This is a genomic window from Ornithinimicrobium cavernae (genome assembly GCF_003121625.1).
Lineage (GTDB): Bacteria > Actinomycetota > Actinomycetes > Actinomycetales > Dermatophilaceae > Ornithinicoccus > Ornithinicoccus cavernae.
The window spans coordinates 109,673-130,475 of record NZ_QDDJ01000002.1; the positions used below are offsets into that span (position 1 = coordinate 109,673).

The 20,803-nt window shown below is 70.9% G+C and carries 22 protein-coding genes; 15 read left to right on the top strand and 7 right to left on the bottom strand.

Features of this window, described 5'->3' with window-relative positions; genetic code table 11:
* Positions 1–10: 10 nt before the first annotated feature.
* Complete coding sequence (locus DA085_RS21275) at positions 11–256, bottom strand: MmcQ/YjbR family DNA-binding protein (RefSeq protein ID WP_202619075.1); 246 nt, start codon at positions 254–256, stop codon at positions 11–13.
* A 299-nt stretch (positions 257–555) separates the two neighbouring features.
* Positions 556–1,497: a GlxA family transcriptional regulator gene (locus tag DA085_RS02285; RefSeq protein WP_109471317.1), complete on the bottom strand. Its 942-nt coding sequence runs from the start codon at positions 1,495–1,497 to the stop codon at positions 556–558.
* Between the two features lie 107 nt (positions 1,498–1,604).
* On the opposite strand from DA085_RS02285, the gene DA085_RS02290 reads away from it, so the two are divergent.
* Positions 1,605–1,916: a putative quinol monooxygenase gene (locus DA085_RS02290; RefSeq protein WP_006247389.1), complete on the top strand. Its 312-nt coding sequence runs from the start codon at positions 1,605–1,607 to the stop codon at positions 1,914–1,916.
* 990 nt (positions 1,917–2,906) lie between these two features.
* Positions 2,907–4,232: an ISL3-like element ISPfr2 family transposase gene (locus DA085_RS02295; RefSeq protein WP_026138135.1), complete on the top strand. Its 1,326-nt coding sequence runs from the start codon at positions 2,907–2,909 to the stop codon at positions 4,230–4,232.
* On the opposite strand, the gene DA085_RS02300 is transcribed toward DA085_RS02295, so the two are convergent.
* Genes DA085_RS02300 through DA085_RS02310 form a run of 3 tightly spaced genes read right to left on the bottom strand, consistent with a single transcriptional unit; the run spans position 4,198 to position 6,606 of the window.
* On the bottom strand, positions 4,198–4,461 hold the full coding sequence (locus DA085_RS02300) for a hypothetical protein (protein ID WP_202619076.1): 264 nt from the start codon (positions 4,459–4,461) through the stop codon (positions 4,198–4,200). The genes DA085_RS02295 and DA085_RS02300 overlap by 35 nt on opposite strands.
* Before the next feature lie 56 nt (positions 4,462–4,517).
* Complete coding sequence (locus DA085_RS02305; protein WP_154402074.1) at positions 4,518–5,027, bottom strand: hypothetical protein; 510 nt, start codon at positions 5,025–5,027, stop codon at positions 4,518–4,520.
* 55 nt (positions 5,028–5,082) lie between these two features.
* Positions 5,083–6,606 (bottom strand): hypothetical protein, encoded by a 1,524-nt coding sequence (locus DA085_RS02310; protein WP_109471319.1) that lies wholly within the window; start codon positions 6,604–6,606, stop codon positions 5,083–5,085.
* Between the two features lie 109 nt (positions 6,607–6,715).
* Between DA085_RS02310 and DA085_RS02315 the strand changes: the two genes are divergently transcribed.
* From DA085_RS02315 to DA085_RS02360, 11 genes are all read left to right on the top strand, one after another.
* A complete protein-coding gene (locus DA085_RS02315; RefSeq protein ID WP_109471320.1) occupies positions 6,716–8,164 on the top strand; it encodes a DHA2 family efflux MFS transporter permease subunit in 1,449 nt (482 codons plus the stop codon).
* Between the two features lie 41 nt (positions 8,165–8,205).
* Positions 8,206–9,102 (top strand): patatin-like phospholipase family protein, encoded by an 897-nt coding sequence (locus DA085_RS02320; protein ID WP_109471321.1) that lies wholly within the window; start codon positions 8,206–8,208, stop codon positions 9,100–9,102.
* A complete protein-coding gene (locus DA085_RS02325; protein WP_237565257.1) occupies positions 9,099–10,307 on the top strand; it encodes a multidrug effflux MFS transporter in 1,209 nt (402 codons plus the stop codon). The genes DA085_RS02320 and DA085_RS02325 overlap by 4 nt, the downstream gene beginning before the upstream one ends.
* Positions 10,307–10,474, top strand: coding sequence for a hypothetical protein (locus DA085_RS20855; RefSeq protein WP_154402075.1), 168 nt, complete (start codon positions 10,307–10,309; stop codon positions 10,472–10,474). Before DA085_RS02325 ends, DA085_RS20855 begins: the two co-directional genes overlap by 1 nt.
* Positions 10,475–10,519: 45 nt before the next feature.
* Positions 10,520–12,085, top strand: a complete 1,566-nt coding sequence (locus tag DA085_RS21785; RefSeq protein ID WP_109471323.1) for an aspartate:alanine exchanger family transporter — start codon at positions 10,520–10,522, stop codon at positions 12,083–12,085.
* 58 nt (positions 12,086–12,143) lie between these two features.
* The gene (locus DA085_RS02335) at positions 12,144–13,013 is read left to right on the top strand and encodes a prolipoprotein diacylglyceryl transferase (RefSeq protein ID WP_109471324.1); all 870 of its coding nucleotides are present in this window, start codon (positions 12,144–12,146) and stop codon (positions 13,011–13,013) included.
* Positions 13,010–14,602 carry a radical SAM protein gene (locus DA085_RS02340; RefSeq protein WP_109471325.1) on the top strand — a complete coding sequence of 531 codons (1,593 nt, stop codon included), beginning with the start codon at positions 13,010–13,012 and terminating at the stop codon, positions 14,600–14,602. The genes DA085_RS02335 and DA085_RS02340 overlap by 4 nt, the downstream gene beginning before the upstream one ends.
* Positions 14,599–14,901 (top strand): hypothetical protein, encoded by a 303-nt coding sequence (locus tag DA085_RS02345; RefSeq protein WP_237565258.1) that lies wholly within the window; start codon positions 14,599–14,601, stop codon positions 14,899–14,901. The genes DA085_RS02340 and DA085_RS02345 overlap by 4 nt, the downstream gene beginning before the upstream one ends.
* Positions 14,902–14,970: 69 nt before the next feature.
* On the top strand, positions 14,971–15,426 hold the full coding sequence (locus DA085_RS02350; protein WP_109471326.1) for a hypothetical protein: 456 nt from the start codon (positions 14,971–14,973) through the stop codon (positions 15,424–15,426).
* Complete coding sequence (locus DA085_RS02355) at positions 15,426–16,265, top strand: D-hexose-6-phosphate mutarotase (RefSeq protein ID WP_109471327.1); 840 nt, start codon at positions 15,426–15,428, stop codon at positions 16,263–16,265. Before DA085_RS02350 ends, DA085_RS02355 begins: the two co-directional genes overlap by 1 nt.
* A 30-nt stretch (positions 16,266–16,295) precedes the next feature.
* Positions 16,296–17,669 (top strand): AI-2E family transporter, encoded by a 1,374-nt coding sequence (locus DA085_RS02360; protein WP_237565259.1) that lies wholly within the window; start codon positions 16,296–16,298, stop codon positions 17,667–17,669.
* 109 nt (positions 17,670–17,778) lie between these two features.
* Here DA085_RS02360 and DA085_RS02365 read toward each other — a convergent pair whose 3' ends face one another.
* Positions 17,779–17,964 carry a CsbD family protein gene (locus tag DA085_RS02365; protein ID WP_109471328.1) on the bottom strand — a complete coding sequence of 62 codons (186 nt, stop codon included), beginning with the start codon at positions 17,962–17,964 and terminating at the stop codon, positions 17,779–17,781.
* 118 nt (positions 17,965–18,082) lie between these two features.
* Here DA085_RS02365 and DA085_RS02370 point away from each other — a divergent pair, with 118 nt between their 5' ends.
* On the top strand, positions 18,083–19,483 hold the full coding sequence (locus tag DA085_RS02370) for an MFS transporter (protein ID WP_109471329.1): 1,401 nt from the start codon (positions 18,083–18,085) through the stop codon (positions 19,481–19,483).
* A gap of 258 nt (positions 19,484–19,741) precedes the next feature.
* Positions 19,742–20,101, top strand: coding sequence for an RNA polymerase-binding protein RbpA (locus DA085_RS02375; RefSeq protein ID WP_109471330.1), 360 nt, complete (start codon positions 19,742–19,744; stop codon positions 20,099–20,101).
* An 83-nt stretch (positions 20,102–20,184) separates the two neighbouring features.
* Here DA085_RS02375 and DA085_RS02380 read toward each other — a convergent pair whose 3' ends face one another.
* Positions 20,185–20,706 (bottom strand): FxsA family protein, encoded by a 522-nt coding sequence (locus tag DA085_RS02380; RefSeq protein WP_161958394.1) that lies wholly within the window; start codon positions 20,704–20,706, stop codon positions 20,185–20,187.
* Positions 20,707–20,803: the final 97 nt, after the last annotated feature.

Here is a 20,803-nt window from a genome sequence, read left to right on the forward strand (position 1 = left end):
GAACGTGGCCTCAGGACACGTCGCGCACCTGTGCGGCCAGCGTGGCCGGGGCCTGCAGGCAGTAGGAGTCGGTGAGCATCTCCCCCAGGTCCTCCCAGTCGGTGTCGTCGTCGAGCACGATGCCGACCACGTTCTGCCCCCAACCGGCCTTGAAGTAGGGCGGCTCTTCCCAGATGAGGGTGTAGGTCGGCCGGGCGCGTCGGTCCGCAGATAGACGTCGAGGTCTCCCGACGATGGAGGTTCCTACGCCATCCATCCGAAAGACCTCGACGTGACCGACGCTACCCCGCCGGCCGGCCTCGGCCGCCCTGACCTGACCGCCTTCGCGTCTCATCCCAATCGACCCTGATCGGGTCTGCTGACCCCCTCGACGAGAACGCAGCGACATCACAGCCACCCAACCCCGACCGGCCGGGAAGCCGGGGCACGTCACATGGCCTGTGCTGCGGGCGTGTCGAGTGGGTCGTCCAGGGGCGACGCAGGAGCGTCGACGCGACGTGCTGAGAGGTGGTTCCAACCGGGCGCTAGGACACCGGCTACAGGCATGGCGATAGGTCAGGAACGGCGTCGCTCCCTGCGCAGGAGGGAGCGCAGAGTCTCGGCGTTCGCGTAGCCGACCCGTAGCGCGATCTCGGCGGAGGTGAGGTCCGTGGTTGCTGAGAGGTGCCGAGCTCGTTCGATGCGAAGCCGTTGGACGAAGCCGAGCGGAGTGAGGTTGAGCGCCGCACGGACTCGTCGTTCGAGGGTGCGCCGGCTGGTGCCGAGCGACTGCGCGACGAAGGCGACGTTGAACGGTTCGTCCAGGCGGGCGCGCACGAAGCGTTCGAACTCGACGACGATCGGGTCCTCGTGCCGGAGATGTTCGTAGGCGACGAAGGCCGCCTGCGACGGACGCTCGTCGATGATGAGGAGCTTGGCGACATGTTGGGCCAGGTCGGGGCTGATCGATCGCACGAGTGAGAGCGCGAGGTCGATGTGGGCGAACGCGGCGCCGGCGGTGACGAGGTTCCCGTCCACGACGACCATGGTGTCGAGATCGAGGGCGACGGTCGGATAGCGCTTCAGGAACTCCGGCCCCAGGAACCAGCTGGTCGTCGCCCGCCGAAGATGCATCCGTCCGGTCTCGGCGACGGCGAACACGCCGGTGCACGCCGCGGCGATCCGGGTGGTCGCGTCGTCGAGGCGCCCGAGCGAGGCGATGACCGAACGAGCATCTCGGCTCTGGAGGGCGTCGTTGGTAGCGGCGGCCGTGAGGGTTCCAAGCGCAGGGACGACGACCACGTCGAACTCTCCGGACTCCGACAGCGGGTGGTCAACCGACAGGGTCATCGATGCCGTCGTGGTCACTCGCCGTTTCGGTCCGAGGATGGCGAGTTCGATCGGGTCGATCCGCGGGTCGATATCGCCGCGGGCTCCGTCGGCCACCCGCACGATGTCGATGACCGACGCGACAGCCGAACCGAAGCAGCCGTCGATCGCGATCAGTCCGATACGCATGGCGCGAACAATAGCAATACTGTCGTATACGCCACTCCCCATCGGCCCTCGCTCGTCATACGCTGAACTCGCCCCACGAAGAACCCCGACTTCAAGGAGAACCCCTCATGTCCACACCCGCATCACTTCCGTATGCCTTCGTCGCCAAGATCGTCGCGGCCGATGGACAGCACGACGCGCTCGCCGATCTGCTCGCCGGCGCTGTCGCACTCGCCAACGAAGAAGTGGGAACGATTGTCTGGTTCGCGGCTAGAACCCACGCCGACACCTTTTGGATCTTCGATGCATTCCCCGACGAGGCCGCTCGCGACGCCCACGCCAACGGCGCCATCGTCGCAGCCCTGATGGCCAACCAGCACCTCCTCGGCGCAGCACCCGAGATCCTGGCGGCCGACGTCCTCGCGTCCAAGCTCCCGTAGTCCGCCAACGCACGAGACGATCGCGCCCCGCCGAGCCGTCGGACCCGACCGCCTCGACACCCGCACCACGTTGACGATCCCCGACGGGCCGATCACGAGGGGGGCCAGGCAACACCAGGCGCAAGCCTGGAGCGGCACTGGTTCACCGGTGGTCATCGAGAGAGCCAGCGCGGTTCCATGGCAGCGCAACTGTGTCAACTTGCCCTCCGTCCCGCTAGGCGCCGTGGGCGGGTCTTGGTTGCGATCCGTTGCCGTGACGGGAGACGCGTTGCGCGTCGCAGCGATGACGGGTCGTTGGCGTTCCGGGCGTTGCGTTCGTGCGCGTCGCCCGTGCGGCATGGAACATCTCGCTGCGCACACAACGATCGCTGCGCCGACGCACCGTTGACACCTCGCACGTCCAGGTCGCGACACAACGCCACGCCGCGTTGCCGAGCGGAGCGAGGCCTATCGGCACACGGACAGGATGCCGGCCGCGAGCGCTCAGCCGGCGAGGGGTCCGTCGCAGAGGAGAGCGACGTCGGTGTCGGGCAGAGCCGTGAGGCCAGCGCATCGCGCGACCACCAAAACCGAACCGCCCCTGCCCTGCGTTTCCGCAGGTCAGGGGCTGTTCGCCAGAGCCGCCTGTCGGAATCGAACCGACGACCTAATCACGTCGGCTTTGCGTCTATCGCTTGATGCGCCCACTGGGCGAACGAGCCGCTGACCTGCGCAAACGCCGAGAGTGGGGGCGCCGCCATCCGGTGGTGACCGACGACGACCGACCAGTACCGACCGTTTCACCGGAGCTTGCGGCGGCGTCGAAGCCGAGCAAGCTCCATTCTTTTAGCTCACCGCGCCCTCCTCCTAGCCGGTCCCGTCGTCGTCGAAGACGTTTCAGGGGTCTTCCCAGATGACGGTGTAGGTCGGCCGGGCGCGTCGGTCCGCAGATAGACGTCGAGGTCTCCCGACGACGGAGGTTCCTACGCCATCCATCCGAAAGACCTCGACGTGTCCGACGCTACCCCGCCGGCCGGCTTCGGCCGCCCTGACCTGACCGCCTTCGCTCGACTCGACGGCCTCGGTCTGAGCGTGACCGGGCAACGACTTGAACCGGATCGTGCGGTCCTCGCGTGCCGCGTGGTGGAACCAGATCAGTGGTGCCGACGGTGCGGCAGCGAAGGCGCTGCTCGTGACACCGTGATCCGGCGGTTGGCCCACGAGCCGCTGGGCTGGCGACCGACCGTGCTGGAAGTTGTAGTGCGCCGCTACCGCTGTGCCGACTGCGGACACGTGTGGCGCCAAGACACCAGCGCCGCGGCGGAGCCACGCGCGAAGCTCTCGCGCACCGGGCTGCGGTGGGCGCTGGAAGGGATCGTGGTCGCACACCTCACCGTCGCCCGTGTCGCCGAGGGACTCGGGGTCGCGTGGGACACCGCCAACAACGCGGTCCTGGCCGAAGGCAAGCGGCTGCTGATCAACGACCCCACGCGGTTCGAGGGCGTGAAGGTCATTGGCGTCGATGAGCACGTCTGGCGCCACACCAGGCGTGGCGACAAGTACGTCACCGTGATCATCGACCTCACCCCGGTCCGCGATGGCGCCGGCCCAGCAAGGCTGCTGGACATGGTCGAGGGCCGGTCGAAGGCGGCGTTCAAGACCTGGCTCGCCGACCGCGACGACGCCTTCCGTGACGCGGTCGAGGTGGTCGCGATGGACGGCTTCACCGGGTTCAAGACCGCCGCTGCAGAGGAGATCCCGGACGCGGTCACGGTGATGGATCCCTTCCACGTCGTGCGCTTGGCCGGTGACGCCCTCGACAGGTGCCGGCGCCGGGTCCAACTCGCGATCCACGGGCACCGTGGGTTCAGGGACGACCCGCTCTACAAGTCGCGGCGCACGCTGCACACCGGCGCGGACCTGCTCACCGACAAGCAGAGCGACAGGCTACGCGCGCTGTTCGTTGATGACGCTCACGTCGAGGTCGAGGCGACCTGGGGTGTCTACCAGCGCATGATCGCCGCCTATCGCCACGAGGACCGGCAACGTGGCCGCGAGCTCATGGAGAAGCTGATCACCGACCTCAGCGCCGGCGTCCCCAAGGTGCTCACCGAGCTCACCACCCTGGGCCGGACCCTGAAGAAGCGAGCCGCTGACGTGCTCGCCTACTTCGAACGACCCGGCACCAGCAACGGGCCGACCGAGGCGCTCAACGGACGGCTCGAACACCTGCGCGGCTCCGCACTCGGGTTCCGCAACCTGACCAACTACATCGCCCGAAGCCTGCTCGAGACCGGCGGCTTCAGACCCCAACTTCTACACCCCCGATTGGGATGAGCCAGTAGGGCGGCCCAAGGTGCTCGAACGCCATCACCTCCGCCAGCTCCGCGCGGAAGACGATGCGGAACAGCTGGTCCTCACCGCCGAAGACGTGTGCCACGGTCGCCCGCCCGACCTGCCACCGCGTGCCGACCCACGCTCGCTGTCGGTGGCACTCGGGCAGCGCACCGCACAGCTGGTCGAGCCTCCGGATCCACTCCGCCGGCACCTCGGGTCGTTCTGCCACAGCAGTAGTCTGCACCGACCGGCCGACACTCCGGCAGGCTCACGGTCGTCAGGCGATCACTGCACTCCGGAGCGAGTCCCCCTGCTCTCGCGGTGAACCATGGGAAGTGTGCCTGGCTCGGCTGAGGCGACCCGCACAAACCCGCGCTTCTCGCACAGGGACTGTGACAGTCCGGGGTTGGCCGACAGGTCCAGCACCGGCACGGCGCCGCGGTCCCGGATCACCCGGACCGCCTCCCTGAGCAGGAACCTGCGGATGCCGTCCTCGTGACCAACTGCTCCGACGAACAGCTTGCCGATCACCAGGACGTCCTCGGACGGCAGCCCGACGGCCTCCACGAGCCGGTTCTCCGCGGTCGGCGGCGCAAGGATCTGTAGGTGGGCGACCACGTTCCCGGTCGGGGCGACGGACACCGGGGCCTGGTCGAAGACCCAGGAGACCTCGGCATCGTGCTCCTCCAACCAGGCACGGCGGTCCCGGTCCGAGCGGCACCCCGGGGGTTGGCCCAGCGTCGCCAGCACCCGGCACAGCGGGTCCAGGTCCAGGTCGCGTCTGTCGCGGATCATCTGACTCCCCACGCGGGTGGCCGACGGGTTCGGCGCTCCCACGATCGCCGGCACCTCAGAAGTCGACGGAGCCGCCCTCCGAGATGTAACGGTAGAGCACATTGGCCTCCCGGGCCGGTTCCGGCAGGGACAGCGCCGTCGTCAGGAGCCTGCGTGAGTTCAGGACCGGCGCCGGGATCGTTGCCAGGTCGTACTCGGAGTAGCCGCTGGCCCCCCACTTGCTCATCCGGTGCTCCCAGTGGAAGAAGTCGTAGAAGTTGTAGCCCTTCAGCGACCCGACCGAGAAGTCGGTGTGCTCCAGCCAGGCCTCGAACACCGCATGCAGCCCGGGGTCCTCGGAGAAGCGTGAGTAGGCGTACTTGCGGGCCAGCAGCTCCGGCGAGATCTCGGGGTCAGACCGGTCGCGGATCATGCCGGTGATAATGCCGCCCCCGACACCGAACATCGTCGCGGCCCGCGCCGGCGCCGCGAGATACAGCGCGCTCGCGAGGTTGGCGTAGCGCTGCCAGGTCGGGAACGTCCTGGTGTAGAGGCCGCGCATCTGCTTGTTCAGCCTGGTCGGTGACACATCGAGGACCAGGTGCGGGATCTGGGCGGAGGCCGCACGACGGTTGGCAGTGGCCAGGTCCGCGTAGGTGCTCTTGCCCGGGATGTGGAACGGGTGGTAGGTCAGGGCCATCGCCCCGGCCTGCTGGAGCTGGACCAGACCCGCCTCGAGGACGGCCCGGGAGTCGCGTCCGGCCGTCAGGGCCAGGACGGTGAGGGGCGCCACGGAGATCCAGTTGCTCACCTGCTGGCGGAGCTCGGCCAGGAACCCCTCACTGGCCTGCCCCGGCGACATCTCCGAGCGCGCCGAGAGCGGGAAGAAGCGCTCGTGCCGCACCTCACTCCCCCGGATGGTGAGACGCCCGTTGGCGTAGACTTGGCCGACCCCGTCGTGCGGGGTGATCAGGCCGGGGAGCCAGCGGCCGAAGGGCGACTTGTAGTCGGGGTGGCCCAGGACCCAGTCCATCCGTGTGCTGGGCAGCCCGCCGGCCAGCTCGGCCAGGACGCCGGTGTGCGAGGCCAGCGCGACGCCCTGACTCCCCTTGTGCCAGTAGCAGGTTCGCGTGGCCATCGGGTCGCCGTACACGTCGAGCTCGGCACCGCGACGCACGAGCACTAGATAGCGCCCAGAGAGCCACGCGATGACCTCGTCGAGGGCGCGCCGGCCGGCGGCGGGCTCAGGATGCCGCGTCAGGACCCGCAGGAGATGGGCCGGCACGTGCTCCCGGCCCTGCGGGCCCCGGTCGTCGAACGCGTAGCCGAGGACGAGGACGCCCACCTCCCCCTGCTCGACCAGCTGGTGCGGCAGGAGTGGGTCGACCTGCACGCGCCAGGGCCCCAGTGACAGCCGCTCCCACCCCTCCCGCGGGATGTAGTCGGTGTCTCCGTCGGTGACCAGGAAGCCCTTGGCGAAGTGGTTCTTGTAGCCCCACAGCTTGTAGCCCGGCAGCAGCAACCTCTCGCGGGCGCTCAGCTCCTTGAGCGCCTGGCGCCTCACCGCCTCGGCGTCCGGGCGCAAGGACCTCCCCCGCATACGGTCTCCTCCCGTCAGGTCGTGGGCCCACCGTAGTCGACGGCATCATGGTGGCCATGGACGACTCGACGCGACCCTCCGCTGACCGCGCGGGCGTCTGCGCGGCACCGTGAGCACCGGACCCGAGGACCGTCCGAGCCCCTGGCCCGCGCTGTGGGCCCTGGTCATCGGCTTCTTCATGATCCTCGTCGACTCGACCATCGTGGCGGTTGCCGTCCCCACCCTCATGGAGACCTTCGACACCGACGTCGACGGTGTCCTCTGGGTCTCCTCGGCCTACCTCCTGGCGTATGCCGTGCCCCTCCTGGTCACCGGAAGGCTGGGAGACCGCTTCGGTCCCCGACCCGTCTACCTGACCGGGCTGGCGGTCTTCACCCTCGCCTCGCTGTGGTGCGGGCTGTCCGGCGAGCTCGGGCTCGGACTCGCCGGCCTCGTCGCGGCCCGGGTCGTGCAGGGGCTCGGTGCCTCGATGATGACGCCGCAGACGATGACCGTCATCACCCGCACCTTCCCGGCGGAGCGCCGCGGCACCGCGATGGCCCTGTGGGGCGCCACCGCCGGCATCGCCACCCTCGCCGGCCCCCTCCTGGGCGGCGTGCTCCTGGACTCCCTGGGCTGGGAGTGGATCTTCTTCGTCAACCTGCCGGTCGGGGTGATCGGGTGGGTCCTGGCGTGGCGGCTCGTGCCCCGCCTGCCCACGCACACCCACCGGTTCGACGTGCTCGGCGTCGCCCTGAGCGCGGTGGCGCTGTTCTGCCTCGTCTTCGGCCTCCAGGAGGGTCAGGCCTACGGCTGGGGCCGCATCTGGGGCTGGGTGTCGGTGCCGCTGCTGATCGGCGTCGGCGTGGCCGCGCTCCTGCTGTTCGTCTGGTGGCAGGCCCGGCAGCGCGGCGAGCCACTGGTGCCGTTGCGGCTGTTCACCGACCGCAACTTCTCGCTGGCCAACGTCGGCATCACCACGATGGGCTTCACCGTCACGGCGCTGATCTTCCCGTTCTACGTCTGGGCCCAGTCGGTGCGCGGGCTGTCACCCACGGAGGCCGCCCTGGTGATGGCTCCCTCCTCCGTCCTGTCCTTCCTGCTGGCCCGCACCGCCGGACGCTTGACCGACCGGGTCCACCCGCGGTTCCTGGTGGGCACCGGGACCGTCCTGCTGGCCACCGGCCTGTGGCTGCTCACCGTGGCCATGACGCCCACCGCACCGTTGTGGCGTGCCCTGGCGGCCGCCGGTGTCCTGGGGGTCGCCAACCCGCTCATCTGGGGACCCCTGTCGACCACGGCGACCCGCAACCTGCCGATGGCCAGTGCCGGCGCCGGTGCCGGCGTCTACAACACGACCCGCCAGCTGGGCGCCGTCCTGGGCAGCGCCGCGATCGCGGTCCTCATGCAGGCTCGCATCAGCGCCCACCTGGGCACCGGCGGCGCGGCCGGAGCCGACGGAGCCGACGGACTGTCGCGGGCCCTGGCGGAGTCGCTCTACCTGCCCATGGGTGTGATCCTGCTCGGGGCCGTCGCGGCACTGTTCTTCGAGCGGCCGCGTCATCTCGTGCGCCGCTGAGCCCGTCCCGCGCCACTCCCCCACCGGCTACCGTATGCGGGGTGCCCGGCCTCTCCTCCAACGTCACCGACACCGCGCTCCTGTTCGAGGGCGGTGGCATGCGCGCGAGCTACACCTCCGGCCTCGTGGTGGCGCTGCTGGAGGCCGGCATCCACCTGGACTGGGTCGGTGGCATCTCCGCGGGGTCCAGCAACGCCGCCAACTACCTGTCGCGCGATCCCGACCGGGCGCGCCGCTCGTTCACCGACTTCGCGGCCGACCCGCGGTTCGGCAACGTCCGGACCTTCGTGCGGGGCGAGGGACTGTTCAACTCGCGCTACATCTATCAGGAGGCCGGCCTCCCCGGCCAGGCCCTCGCCTTCGACTGGGAGACGTTCGCGGCCAACCCGGCACGGGTCCGCATCGGTGCCCTCAACGCGACGACCGGTGAGCAGGTCCATTGGGGACGGGAGGACATGGCCGACCTCCACGACCTGATGGTCCGGGTCCAGGCCTCCTCCACGATGCCGGTGCTGATGCCGCCGGTGACCATCGACGGCCAGGTCTACGTCGACGGTGCGCTCGGGCCGGCCGGTGGCCTCCCGCTGGACGCCGCACGCGCTGACGGTTACGGCCGGTTCCTGGCGGTCCTGACCCGGGACCGGGGCTACGTCAAACCGCCGCAGGGTGGCGAGTGGTTCTTCCGCCGACACTTCCGCCGTTACCCGGCCGTCGCCGAGGCGCTGATGGCCCGACCGGCCCGCTACAACGCGACGCGGGAGGAGCTGTTCGCCCTCGAGCGCGAAGGCAGTGCGTATCTGTTCGTGCCCGAGCAGATGCCGGTCGGCAACGGAGAGCGCAGTGTCGGGCGGCTCCGGGCCAGCCACGCCGCCGGGCTGGCCCAGGCGCGGCGCGAGCTGCCGGCCATCCGCCAGTTCCTCGGCCTGGCCGCGTCGTGACGCCGGCACCGCGGGGAGGCGAGGCACGGCGCGCTGGTCTTCTCATCACGGCGGTCCTGGCGGGCCTGGCGATGATCGGCCCGTTCACCATCGACACCGTCTTCCCCGGCTTCGAGGCCATGGGCCGCGACTTCGGCGCCGGCAGCGCCGCGATGCAGCAGGTCACGAGCGTCTACCTCATCTCCTTCGCCGTGATGAGTGTGCTCCACGGTCCGATCTCCGACGCACTGGGGCGCAAGCCGGTCATGCTCGGCGGCCTGGCGATCTATGTGCTGGCCACCATCGGCTGCGCCCTCTCACCCAGCCTGCCGGTGCTGCTGGCGTGCCGTGCCCTGCAGGGTGCCTCGGCCGGGGCCGCCACGATCGTCAGCCGCGCGGTGATCCGCGACCTCTACAGCGGTCCCGAGGCGCACCGCCTGATGAGCCAGGTGATGATGATCTTCAGCATCGCCCCGGCCATCGCACCCGTCGCCGGTGGCCTGCTCCTGGCGTGGGGTCCGTGGCCGGTCATCTTCTGGGCCATCGCCGGCTACGGCGTGGCGATCGCCGTCACGACGGTCGTGGTCCTGCCGGAGACGCTGCCACCGGAGGACCGGCACCCGTTGCGCCTGGGCTCCGTGATCGCCGGGATCCTCGAGGTCGGCCGGCACGCGGCGTTCGCGCGGCTCGCCCTCGCCACCACCTTCGTCTTCGCCGCCCAGTTCGTCTACATCGTCTCGGCGCCGATCATGGTCGTCGACCTGCTCGGCAAGGGCGAGCAGGACTTCTGGATGCTCTTCGTCCCCCTCATTGCCGGCATGGTGGTCGGCGCCGCCCTCTCCGGGCGGCTGGCCGGGCGGATCGACAGCTCCCACCTGGTCGACCGGGCCATCGCGGTCGCCCTGCTGGCCGCCACCCTCAACCTCGCCCTGATGGTGACCCTCCCCCGCCTGCCCTATGCCGTGCTGGGCCCGGCGCTCATCGCGTTCGCCGTGGCCATCGCGTTCCCGGTCCTGCAGCTGTCCATGCTGGATCTCTTCCCGCACCACCGGGGCGCGGCCGCGTCGCTGGCGACCTTCGCCAGCCTGGTCTTCAACGCCCTGCTCGCTGGTGCCATCTCGCCCCTGGTCACCGGGTCGCTCTTCGCGCTGGCCCTGTCGAGCACCCTCTTCGCGGTCGTCGGGGCGGGCTTCTGGTTGGTGCACCGACACCTCGGGCGGTCCTGATGGGCCGCACGGGATGGACTCTGGTCCTGGGCGCGGTGGTGCTGCTGCTCGCCTGGTGGGGGTTGCGTGTGCTCTGGTGGCGGATGAACTACCTGGTTCCCGCCTTCGGTCTGGGCCTGGTCGTCGGGGTCGCCCTCACCCTCTGGCTGGTGCGTCCGCGGCGGTGACCAGGACCGTGTGGTGCACGAGGCTCCGGGTGAGAGGCTGACCGCATGGTGGACGTGCTGGCCTCCTCCCCGCTGCTCACGATGATGGTCGTCGTCGCTGCGGGGACCCTCATCGGGGCGATCCCGTTCGGGCCGTTGCGGTTCGGTCCCGCGGGCGCGCTGTTCGTGGGGCTGGGCATCGGGGCCCTCGACCCGCGCCTGGGTGAGGGGCTGGGCCTGGTCCAGACCCTGGGCCTGGCCCTGTTCGTCTACACGGTCGGGATCGCCGCCGGCGCCGGCTTCTTCCGTGACCTGCGGCGCCAGCTCCCCCTCATGGCCGGTGCCGCGCTGGTCCTCGCGGTCCTGGCCGGGCTCACCGTCGTGGTCGGCGAGGCCCTGCACCTGACACCCGCACTGCGCGCGGGCACCTTCAGCGGGGCGCTGACCTCCACGCCCGCACTCGCCGCGGCGACGGAGGTCGCCGGCACCGACGAGCCGGCGGTCGGCTACTCGCTGGCCTACCCCGTCGGCGTGGTCCTCACCATCGTCGTGATGGCGGTCGTGCTCTCCCGCCCGTGGACGGCCCGCCGGGACCCGGACTCCACGGCCGGCCTGGGGCTGGTGGACATCTCCGTGGAGGTCGAGCGACCCGGGCGTCTGTCGGAGGTGCCTGGCGTCGCCACGGAGGCGGTCCGGCTGTCCTACCTCGCCCGGGGTGGCCGCATGCGGGTCGTCGCCCCGGACGAGGACCTGCAGGTCGGGGACCGGGTGGTGGTCGTCGGCCCCGAGGCCGCGGTCCGCCGGGCGCGCGACCACCTGGGGCGGCGCGTCGACGAGCACCTGGCCCACGACCGCCGCGAGGTGGACTACCGCCGGTTCCTGGTCTCCGACCCCCGCCTCGCCGGCCGCACCATCGGGGAGCTCGACGTGCCCGGCCGGTTCGGGGGCATCGTCACCCGGGTGCGGCGCGGTGACCTCGACATGCTCGCCTCCGACGACAGCACCCTCGAGCTCGGTGACCGGGTCCGGGTGATCGTGCCGCGCGGCCGGATGCGGGAGGTCAGCCGGCTCTTCGGGGACTCCGAGCGCCGGGTGAGCGAGGTGGATGCCCTGTCCCTCGGCGTCGGCCTCGCGGTGGGTCTGGCCGTGGGGCTGGTCGCCCTCCCGCTCCCCGGCGGGTTGACCTTCGCCCTCGGCTCCGCCGCGGGGCCGCTGGTCGTCGGTATGCTGCTCGGCCGGCTCGAGCGCACCGGCCCCCTGGTCTGGGTGCTGCCGCTGCCGGCCAACCTGACGATCCGCCAGCTCGGGCTCCTGCTCTTCCTGGGCGCGACCGGCCTGGCCTCGGGTCAGGCCTTCGCCGACCAGGCCCTGACGGGCACCGGCCTGCGGGTCGTCCTCGCCGCCGCGGTGCTGAGCGTGGCCGGTGGGGTCCTGTTCGTCGTCGCGGCCAGGCTGGTCGGCGTGAGCACCGCCCGCGCCGCCGGCGGACTGGCCGGGTTCGTCGGTCAGCCGGCGATCCTGGCCTACGCCAACGGGCGGCTCACCGACGAGCGGATCGAGTCCGGCTACGCCGCGCTGTTCGCGCTCGGCATCATCCTCAAGATCCTGCTGGTGCAGGTCATCGCCGGCTGACCGACCCGGTCGCCCAGCCTCACACCGCGGAGCGGTCGAGGGCACTAGGTTGGGCGACATGTACCCGACGTTGGGGGATCTCCTCGGGACCGATCTGCCGATCGGCACCCACGAGTTCTTCGTGGCCCTCGGCGTGCTCGCCGCCCTCGCCGTGCTGGGGGTCCGGCTGTGGCGCACCGGGGCGGGCCGGGACGAGCGGATGCTCTACATCGTGGCGGGTGCGCTGGTCGGCGGTGCCGTGTTCATGCGGCTGGGCACGTGGCTGCAGGACACCGACCTCCGGCAGAACGCGACGCTGGTCGAGCAGTGGCTCTACGGCAACCGGAGCATCCTCGGGGGCCTGGTCGGCGCCTGGCTCGGCGTCCACCTGGCCAAGCGGCTGTCCGGCTACCGCACCCGGACGGGTGACCTCTTCGTCCCCGCCGTCGCGCTGGGGATGGCAGTGGGGCGCTGGGGCTGTCACCTGACCGAGCTGCCCGGCACCCCGAGCCGGCTCGGTCTGGGGCCGGTGCTCGACTCCGCCACGGCGGAGCGGCTGGGCGGGATCGCGGGGGTGCCGCTGCACCCGAGCCTGCTCTATGAGGCCGCCTTCCACACGGTCGCGTTCGCCGTGATCTGCTGGAGCCTGTCCCGACGGCGCCTGCCCCAGGGCGAGACGTTTGTGCTCTACATCGCCTCCTACGCCGTGTTCCGGCTCCTCGTGGAGTTCGTGCGCGGCAACGAGGTGGTCTGGATGGGGCTGAGCCGGCCGCAGCTGTTCCTGCTGGTGCTGGTTCCGCTCGTGCTGGCCAGGATCGCGTGGCAGGCTCGCCGCGGGGTCTACTCACGACAGGAGGCAGGGAACGTGGTCCTGGACCAGAACGGTGCCGGGCGCACCGACGAGCGGTCGCCGGTGCGGGCGTCCACCGCCGAGGGGACGGCGCCGTGAGCGTGCGCGTCGGGAGCGGGGCGGCGCTGCGTGACTTCCGCGTCCACCGCTACGTCAACGCCTTCTGCCCGCACTGCCACGAGGAGGATCCCGACCGGCCCCTGGAGGACGTGCGTCGTCTCTCCGGCTGGCTCGCCGAGCGCGACGGCCGCGTCTTCCTGGAGCGCGGTTGCCCCGACCACGGCTTCGTCCGCACCCTCTACGACGAGTCCGCCGAGATCCTGCGCTACCTCGAGCAGTGGACCGCTCCCACCAAGGAGCACACCGCGGACGTGACGGGCAACTTCAAACCGGTCCCCTCGGCATACGCCGACGGTCTGCCGCAGATGCAGACCCAGCACACCTGCATCCTGCTCGAGGACATCACCGACCACTGCAACCTGAAGTGCCCCACCTGCTTCGCGGAGTCGGCGCCGCAGCTGGCGGCGACCGCACCGCTGGAGGAGGTCCTCGCCTCGATCGACACCCGGCTCTCCCGGGAGAACAACCGGCTGGACGTGCTGATGATCTCCGGTGGCGAGCCGACCCTGCACCCGCAGTTCGAGGAGATCCTCGAGGCAGCGGTGGCCCGGCCGATCGTGCGCATCCTGGTCAACACCAACGGCCTGCGGATCGCCCGGGACGACGCCCTGCTGGCGCTGCTGCGCAGGCACCGGGAGCGGGTCGAGATCTACCTCCAGTTCGACGGGCTCACCGCGGACGCCTCGCGGCACCACCGCGGCGCGGACCTGCGTCGGTTCAAGGAGCGCGCGATCGCCCGACTCTCCGAGAACGGCATCTTCACCACGCTGACGATGACCGCCGCGCTCGGGGTCAATGACGAGGAGATCGGTGCCGTCCTGGACCTCGGGCTGGCCACGCCGTATGTCGGGGGCGTCACCATCCAGCCCGTCTTCGGCTCCGGTCGCTCCGCCGGGGTCGACCCGATGGAGCGGCTGACCCACACCGGTGTGCTGAGCCGGCTGGGGCCCCAGACCGACGGGCGGGTCACCTGGCGCGACCTGACCGCCCTGCCCTGCTCCCACCCGCACTGCTGCTCGGTCGGCTACCTGCTGCGCGACGACGCCGGTCGGTGGCAGTCCCTCGTGCAGCTCATCGGGCCGGACCGGCTCAAGGAGCTGCTCGACCTGGAGCCCGACGTCCTGGCCAACCGGATCGCCGACCAGGAGCTGCCCGCCCAGCTGCGGCGTGTCGTCAAGGACAGCCTGCTCGACCTGCTCAGTGAGCAGTCCTCGCTGTCCCACCCCGGCATCGGCTCGATCTGGCGCGACATCTGCACCAACTGCGACATCGGGATCGGCACCCTCAGCAGGCTGGCCACCGCCCGGCTCCCCGGCGGGCACGCCCGGCTGCGCGCGATGCTGGGCGAGCGGGTGCTCCGGGTGACGGTGAAACCGTTCATGGACATCAACACGATGATCGAGGAGCGCCTCACGCAGTGCTGCGTGCACGTCGCCACGGTCAACGAGCAGGACCGTTCCCACCAGTGCGCGCCGTTCTGCGCGGTGCAGGCCTGGGCACCGCTGTCGCGGACCCGGCTCTCGACCGCGACCGGTGGCCGCCGCAACCTGCTGGAGGTGTCTCCGTGACCGCCACCCCCCGACCGCCCGTGGGCAGGCCCGGCTCCCCCGCCCCGTCCCCGGAGGCCGCCCCGTTCGACCCGCTGCGCCTGTGCATCTTCGCCACCGTCGCGCTGCTGGGCTGGCTGGCCGGCCCGTTCGCCCTGCTGGTGTTCGCCGCGCTCGGCTTCGCGGGCTACTGGCGGGCGCGCCGGGCGGGCCTGACCCGGTCCCAGTGCCTGCTGCGCGACACCCGCCTGGTCCTGGCCTATCTCGGCCTCCTCGTCCTGGCCGGCGGCGCCGGCATCTGGTGGCAGGTGACCTCGTGAGCCGGTCCGCCCGAGGCGGCCACACCGCATACCGCCCGATCATCCGCACCGACCGGAGGGAGTCCACGCGTGTCTGAGGGCCAGCCACCGGACGAGCCGTTCGACCCCTACCGGCCGCCTCCCCCGGGCCAGCAGCCCTACGGTCAGCCGCCTCCCCCGGGCCAGGGCGGACCGCCCCAGGGCTACCACCACGCCTACCCGCAGGGCCCTGGCCAGTACCCCGCCTACGGCACCCCCTACGAGCCACCGCCGCGCCGGTCCTCCCGACCGCTCTGGCTCGGGGCGCTGCTCGGGCTGCTCCTGACCGGCGGGCTGTTCTGGCTCAGCCTGTCGGTCCCGGACGTGGCCCAGTGGATCATCCTCCCCGCGGCCGTCGCGGTGGCCGTGCTACTCATCGTGCCGGCGACGCGCCGTTGGGGGCTGGGCCTGGTCATCGGGGCGCTGCTCAGCGTGCCGGTCGGGCTGATCATCTTCGCGGGCGTCTGCATCGTCCTCATCGCGTCCTACTCACAGGGAGGGACCTGATGGAGGCCCGGACGCACCGGACAGGCACCGGCACCGTACGTGCCCACGACCAGGGTGCCCAGCTGACCGAGTGGCGGGTCGGGGGCGTGCCCGTGATCTGGGTGAGCGCCCTTGCCAGGTATGCCGAGGGGCAGCCGATCCGGGGAGGAGTGCCGGTGTGCTGGCCCTGGTTCGGACCCGGCCGGAGCGGTGACCTGAGTCCGGCGCACGGGTTCGCCCGGACCGCCCCCTGGCGGCTCGTCGACGAGGTCGTCGACGACGCAGGGGTCCGCCTGGCCTGGGAGCTGAGCTCCGCGGACACAGCGGGGCGGTCGGGCACCGAGCGCTTCCCCCACACCTTCCGGGCGCGGGTCGAGGTGCGCGTCACCGACCGTGCGACGGTGTCGCTCACCGTGCGCAACGAGGACTCCGCGGCCTTCGACTACGAGGCCGCGCTGCACACCTACCTGCACGTCGGCGACATCCGCAGGGTCCGGTTGACCGGGCTGGACGGTGCCCACTACTTCGACAAGGTGTTGCGCGCCGGGGCCACGCAGCACGGTGACCTCGTGTGCACCGGCGAGACCGACCGGGTGCACACCTCGGACGGGCCGGTGGCCGTGCACGACCCCGTCCTGGGGCGGACGCTGACGGTGGAGAAGGCCTCCTCCCCGCACACGGTCGTGTGGAACCCGTGGGCCGAGAAGGCTGCGGCGATGGAGGACTTCGGCGACCGGGAGTGGACGGAGATGGTCTGCGTGGAGGCCGCGGCGGTGGGTGACGGAGCAGTCCGGCTGGAGCCCGGTGCCGAGCACACCCTGTCCACGACGGTCCGGGTCGGGCCCCTGCATGGGTCATGATGACAGCCACACGACACCACGGAGGCACCAGTGAGGGATGACGCGCGCGGCCGCAGGCACCGAGAGCCGTCCGACGACCCGGTCCAGACCGCCGGACTCGGCACACCGTCCCCACGGGGCGAGGATGAGCTGGACCGGGGGGTCGTGATCGGCGGCGCCATGGCCGTGACAGCCCGCTGGGCCTGGCGGTTCATCATCGTCAGCGTCGCCGTGGCGATCCTGCTCTGGCTGCTGTCGCGTCTGTGGGTCGGCATCTTCCCCGTGATGCTGGCCCTCATCGTCTCGACGGTGCTCGCCGGACCCGTGGGCTGGATGCGGCGCCGCGGTGTCCCCTCCGCCCTGGCCGCCGGTCTCACCCTGGTCCTCGCCGTGCTCCTCGTGCTGGGCACCCTCGCGGCGATCGCGCCGTCGATCATCGCCCAGACCGGTGATGTCGTCGACCGCGCCAGCCAGGGCATCGTCACCGTGCGCGAATGGCTCGCCGGGCCACCGGTCAACCTGGACAACGAGCAGCTGGACAACGCGATCAAGGAGGCCACGAACTGGTTGCAGGAGCGCTCCAGCGACATCGCCTCCGGCGTCTTCACCGGCGTCTCGGCGGTCACCTCCGCCCTGGTCACGCTCGCGCTCGTGCTCGTCCTGACGTTCTTCTTCATCAAGGACGGGCCGGGCTTCCTGCCCTGGCTCCGGCGGGTGTCCGGCCACACTGCAGGGCAGCACCTGACCGAGATCCTGACCCGTGCGTGGCGCACCCTGGGTGGCTTCATCCGCACCCAGGCGGTGGTCAGTGCCGTCGACGCCTTCTTCATCGGCCTGGGCCTGGTCATCCTCGGGGTGCCGCTGGCGCCCGCCCTGGCGGTCCTCACCTTCATGGCCGGGTTCATCCCGATCGTCGGTGCCTTCGTGGCCGGCACCCTCGCGGTCCTGGTCGCCCTGGTGTCCAACGGGTGGGTCACCGCGCTGTGGGTGCTCGGCATCGTCCTGCTGGTGCAGCAGGTGGAGGGCAACGTCCTGCAGCCGCTGCTGCAGAGCCGCAGCATGCAGATGCACCCCGTGATCATCCTGCTGTCGGTCGCTGCGGGAGGCACGCTGTTCGGGATCCCGGGAGCGTTCCTGGCCGTCCCGGTCGCCGCGACGGTCGTGGTGGCCCTGCGCTACCTCTCGGAGCAGGTCGACCTGCGCACCGGCGACCTGCATCCGGAGGACCTGACCCTGGCCACGCCCGAGGGCGCCATCACGGCCCGGGACGGCGAGCGCGCCGGTGAGCGCAACCGCCGCCTGCTGCACGAGCCCGGCGCCGAGCCGGGGGACGTGGTCGCCTCCGACGAGATCCCTGAGACGCGGCGCCGCACGGGCTCGCCGGTCCTGGGTAGGTTGCGCAGCAGGGTGCGTCGGCAGGGCTAGCTGCTAGCGGTGCGTCGGCGGTGCTGCCGGGCCCTGGCCCGTGAGCGGCACCGCAGACAGGAGGGCCGCACCGACCTCGGTCGGTGCGGCCCTCCTGCGCTGTGCCGGCTCAGCCGTCGGTGGCGTCCTTCCAGGCGTCCTTGGCGTCCTCGCCCGCCTGCTTGACGTTCGCCTTGGCCTGGTCGACCTGGCCCTCGGCCTGCAGGTCGCGGTCGTCCGTGGCGTCGCCCGCAGCCTCCTTGGCCTTGCCCTTGGCCTCCTCGGCAGCGTTCTTCATCTTGTCGCCGATACCCATACCGCAACCTCCTGGTGTCGATGGAAACTCGAACGGATCCACCGTGACCCGGGAGCGGACGCGCCGCAAGTTGGGCGATCACCCCCCTCGGTTCACCGGTCTGTGGCATCATCCGCCCATGACCGACGCCCCGATGGCTGCCGACGCGGTGGTCCGCGACCTGTCCCACGAGCGCACCCGCGGGCACCAGCGCGCCTGGGGCTGGTACGACTGGGCGAACTCGGCCTACGTCACGACGACCGGCACGGTGCTCATCTCTCCGTACCTCACGGCCATCGCCCGGGAGTCGGTCTGTCCCGACCTGGCAGAGGGGGCGCGGTGCACCGAGATGCTCAGCGTGCTCGGCATCCCGATCGCGGTGGGTTCGTTGTCGTCCTACACGATCACCCTGGCGACCATCGTCTCTGCCCTGGTGCTGCTGTTCGTCGGGGCGATCGCCGACCGGACGACGCGACCGACCTGGCTGCTGGGTGGCTTCGCGTGGGTCGGCTCGCTGGCCGCGATGGGCATGTTCTTCCTGGCCGGCACTAACTGGCAGCTCGGGGTGCTGCTGCTGGTCATCGGCAACCTGTGCCTCGGCGCCTCGACCGTGGTCTACGACGCACTCCTGGTGCGGGTGGCCGACCCGGACGACCGGGACCGGGTCTCCTCCCGCGGCTGGGCCCTGGGCTACCTGGGTGGGGGCGTGCTCCTCCTGGGCAACCTCGGGCTCCTCACCTTCTACGAGCAGGTCGGCGTCAGCTACGGCCTGGCGATCCGGATCTCGCTGTTCTCCGCGGGCCTGTGGTGGGCGGTCTTCACGCTCATCCCGGTCCTCGGCCTGCGCCGGATCCGCGGCACCACCGCTCCCCTGGTCGACAAGGCCGCGGGCGTGGTCGGCGGGACCCTCAGCCAGCTGCGATCCACGTTCGGTGAGCTGCGTCACTACCCGCAGACGCTCACCTTCCTGCTGGCCTACCTCTTCTTCAACGACGGTATCCAGACCGTGATCGCCTCCTCCAGCCTCTACGGCACGGAGGCACTCGGTTTCGACAGCAGCCAGATGATCATCACGATCCTGCTGGTGCAGTTCGTCGCGTTCGGGGGCGCTCTGCTCTTCGGCCGACTGGCCGGCAGCTACGGCGCCAAGCGGGTCGTCCTGGGGGGCATCGTCCTGTGGACCGTCGTGGTGGCCTTCGCCTTCTTCGTCCCGGCCGGGGCCTACACGGTCTGGCTGATCTGCGCGGTGTGCATCGGCATCGTCCTGGGCGGCACCCAGGCGCTCTCCCGTTCGCTCTACAGCCAGCTGGTCCCCCGCGGCAAGGAGAACGAGTTCTTCAGCTTCTACCAGGTCATGGAGCGCGGCACGAGCTGGTTCGGGACCCTGCTGTTCGGCCTGATCTACCAGTTCACCGGCACCTACCGGCTGGCCATCATCGCGCTCATCGTCTTCTTCGTCGTGGGCGGCCTGCTGCTGACCCGGGTCGACATGCGGCGGGGCATCGCGGAAGCCGGCAACGACCAGCCCGCCATCGTCTGAACCCTCCCCGGCTCGGGCAGTAGCGCGTCACCGGTGCACTCCTGACCAGCGGATTGGCGCTCGGAGCCGACGGTTCGGTAACATATAGGGCTATCCCCACTGAAGGTGTCCCAGCGAGGCCCGCCTGTCGGACCGAGCCGTGCTCACGCGCGCTCGACCGGCACCTGCTGTGTGGGAACACCACGCTCCGCGCGAGCGTTGACACCAACAGTCCGCCAGCATGTATGACCGTGTTCACCAACACGATGGGAGATCGATATGGCCGAGAGGTCCCTGCGAGGCACCAACCTTTCCTGGTTGTCCTTCGAGAGCGATGAGGGAGTGACCTTCTCTGAGCGCCAGATGGTGGCTTACACCTGCCCCGAGGGGCACGTGACGGAGCTGCCGTTCTCCGTCGAGGCAGAGATCCCGCCGATCTGGGAGTGCCGCTGCGGTCTCAACGGCAAGCTCAACGACGGCCCCGAGCCGGAGCTCAAGCCGACCAAGGCCCCGCGCACGCACTGGGACATGCTCCTGGAGCGGCGCACCGTCCCCGAGCTCGAGGAGCTCCTGGAGGAGCGTCTGGCGCTGCTCCGCGAGAAGCGTGGCGAGAAGCCGCGCCGTCAGCGCACCGCCTGACCGACAGACAGACGACAGAAGGCCCACCCGGTCCGACCGGGTGGGCCTTCTGTCGTCCCACCGTCACTGCTCGCGTCCCACCGTCACTGCTCGGTGGGTGGGTCCTCGGAGACGATCTCGCCCTCGATGATGTCGTCAGTCTGTCGCGGACCCGGCGCAGCACCGGTGCCCCCCGGATCCCGCCGGCCGGTTCCGTAGCCGCTCGCCGGGCCGGACCTGGCCGGGCCTCCCGTCACCACCACCGGGGGCATCCGGCTGCCGATGAACACCGCGAGCACCCGCCGGCTGAGGGTCCGGGTGAATGGCAGGATGAGGAAGATCCCGACGAGGTCGCTGAGGAAGCCGGGCAGGAGAAGGAACAGTCCGCCCACCAGAACGAGCATGGCATCGGCGAGCTCGCGCCCCGGCATCCGCCCGGTGTCCACAGCCTGGCGCAGCGCCTTCCAGGTGCGCCCGCTCTCCCGGCGGACCAGGTAGAGACCGGCCAGCACGAACAGCACCAGGAGACCGATCGTCCACCAGGGACCGATGGCCCGGCCGACGGCGAGCAGGAGCAGGATCTCCAGCAGGACCAGGAGCAGGAACGCGGCGACGATGAGGCGCACCCGTCGTGGCGCTCGCCGCCGCGGTGCGCCGCCTGCTCGGTAACTCCCTGAGGAACGGCCACCGGGCCCCCTGCCCGCGCCGCTCCCCCGACCACCG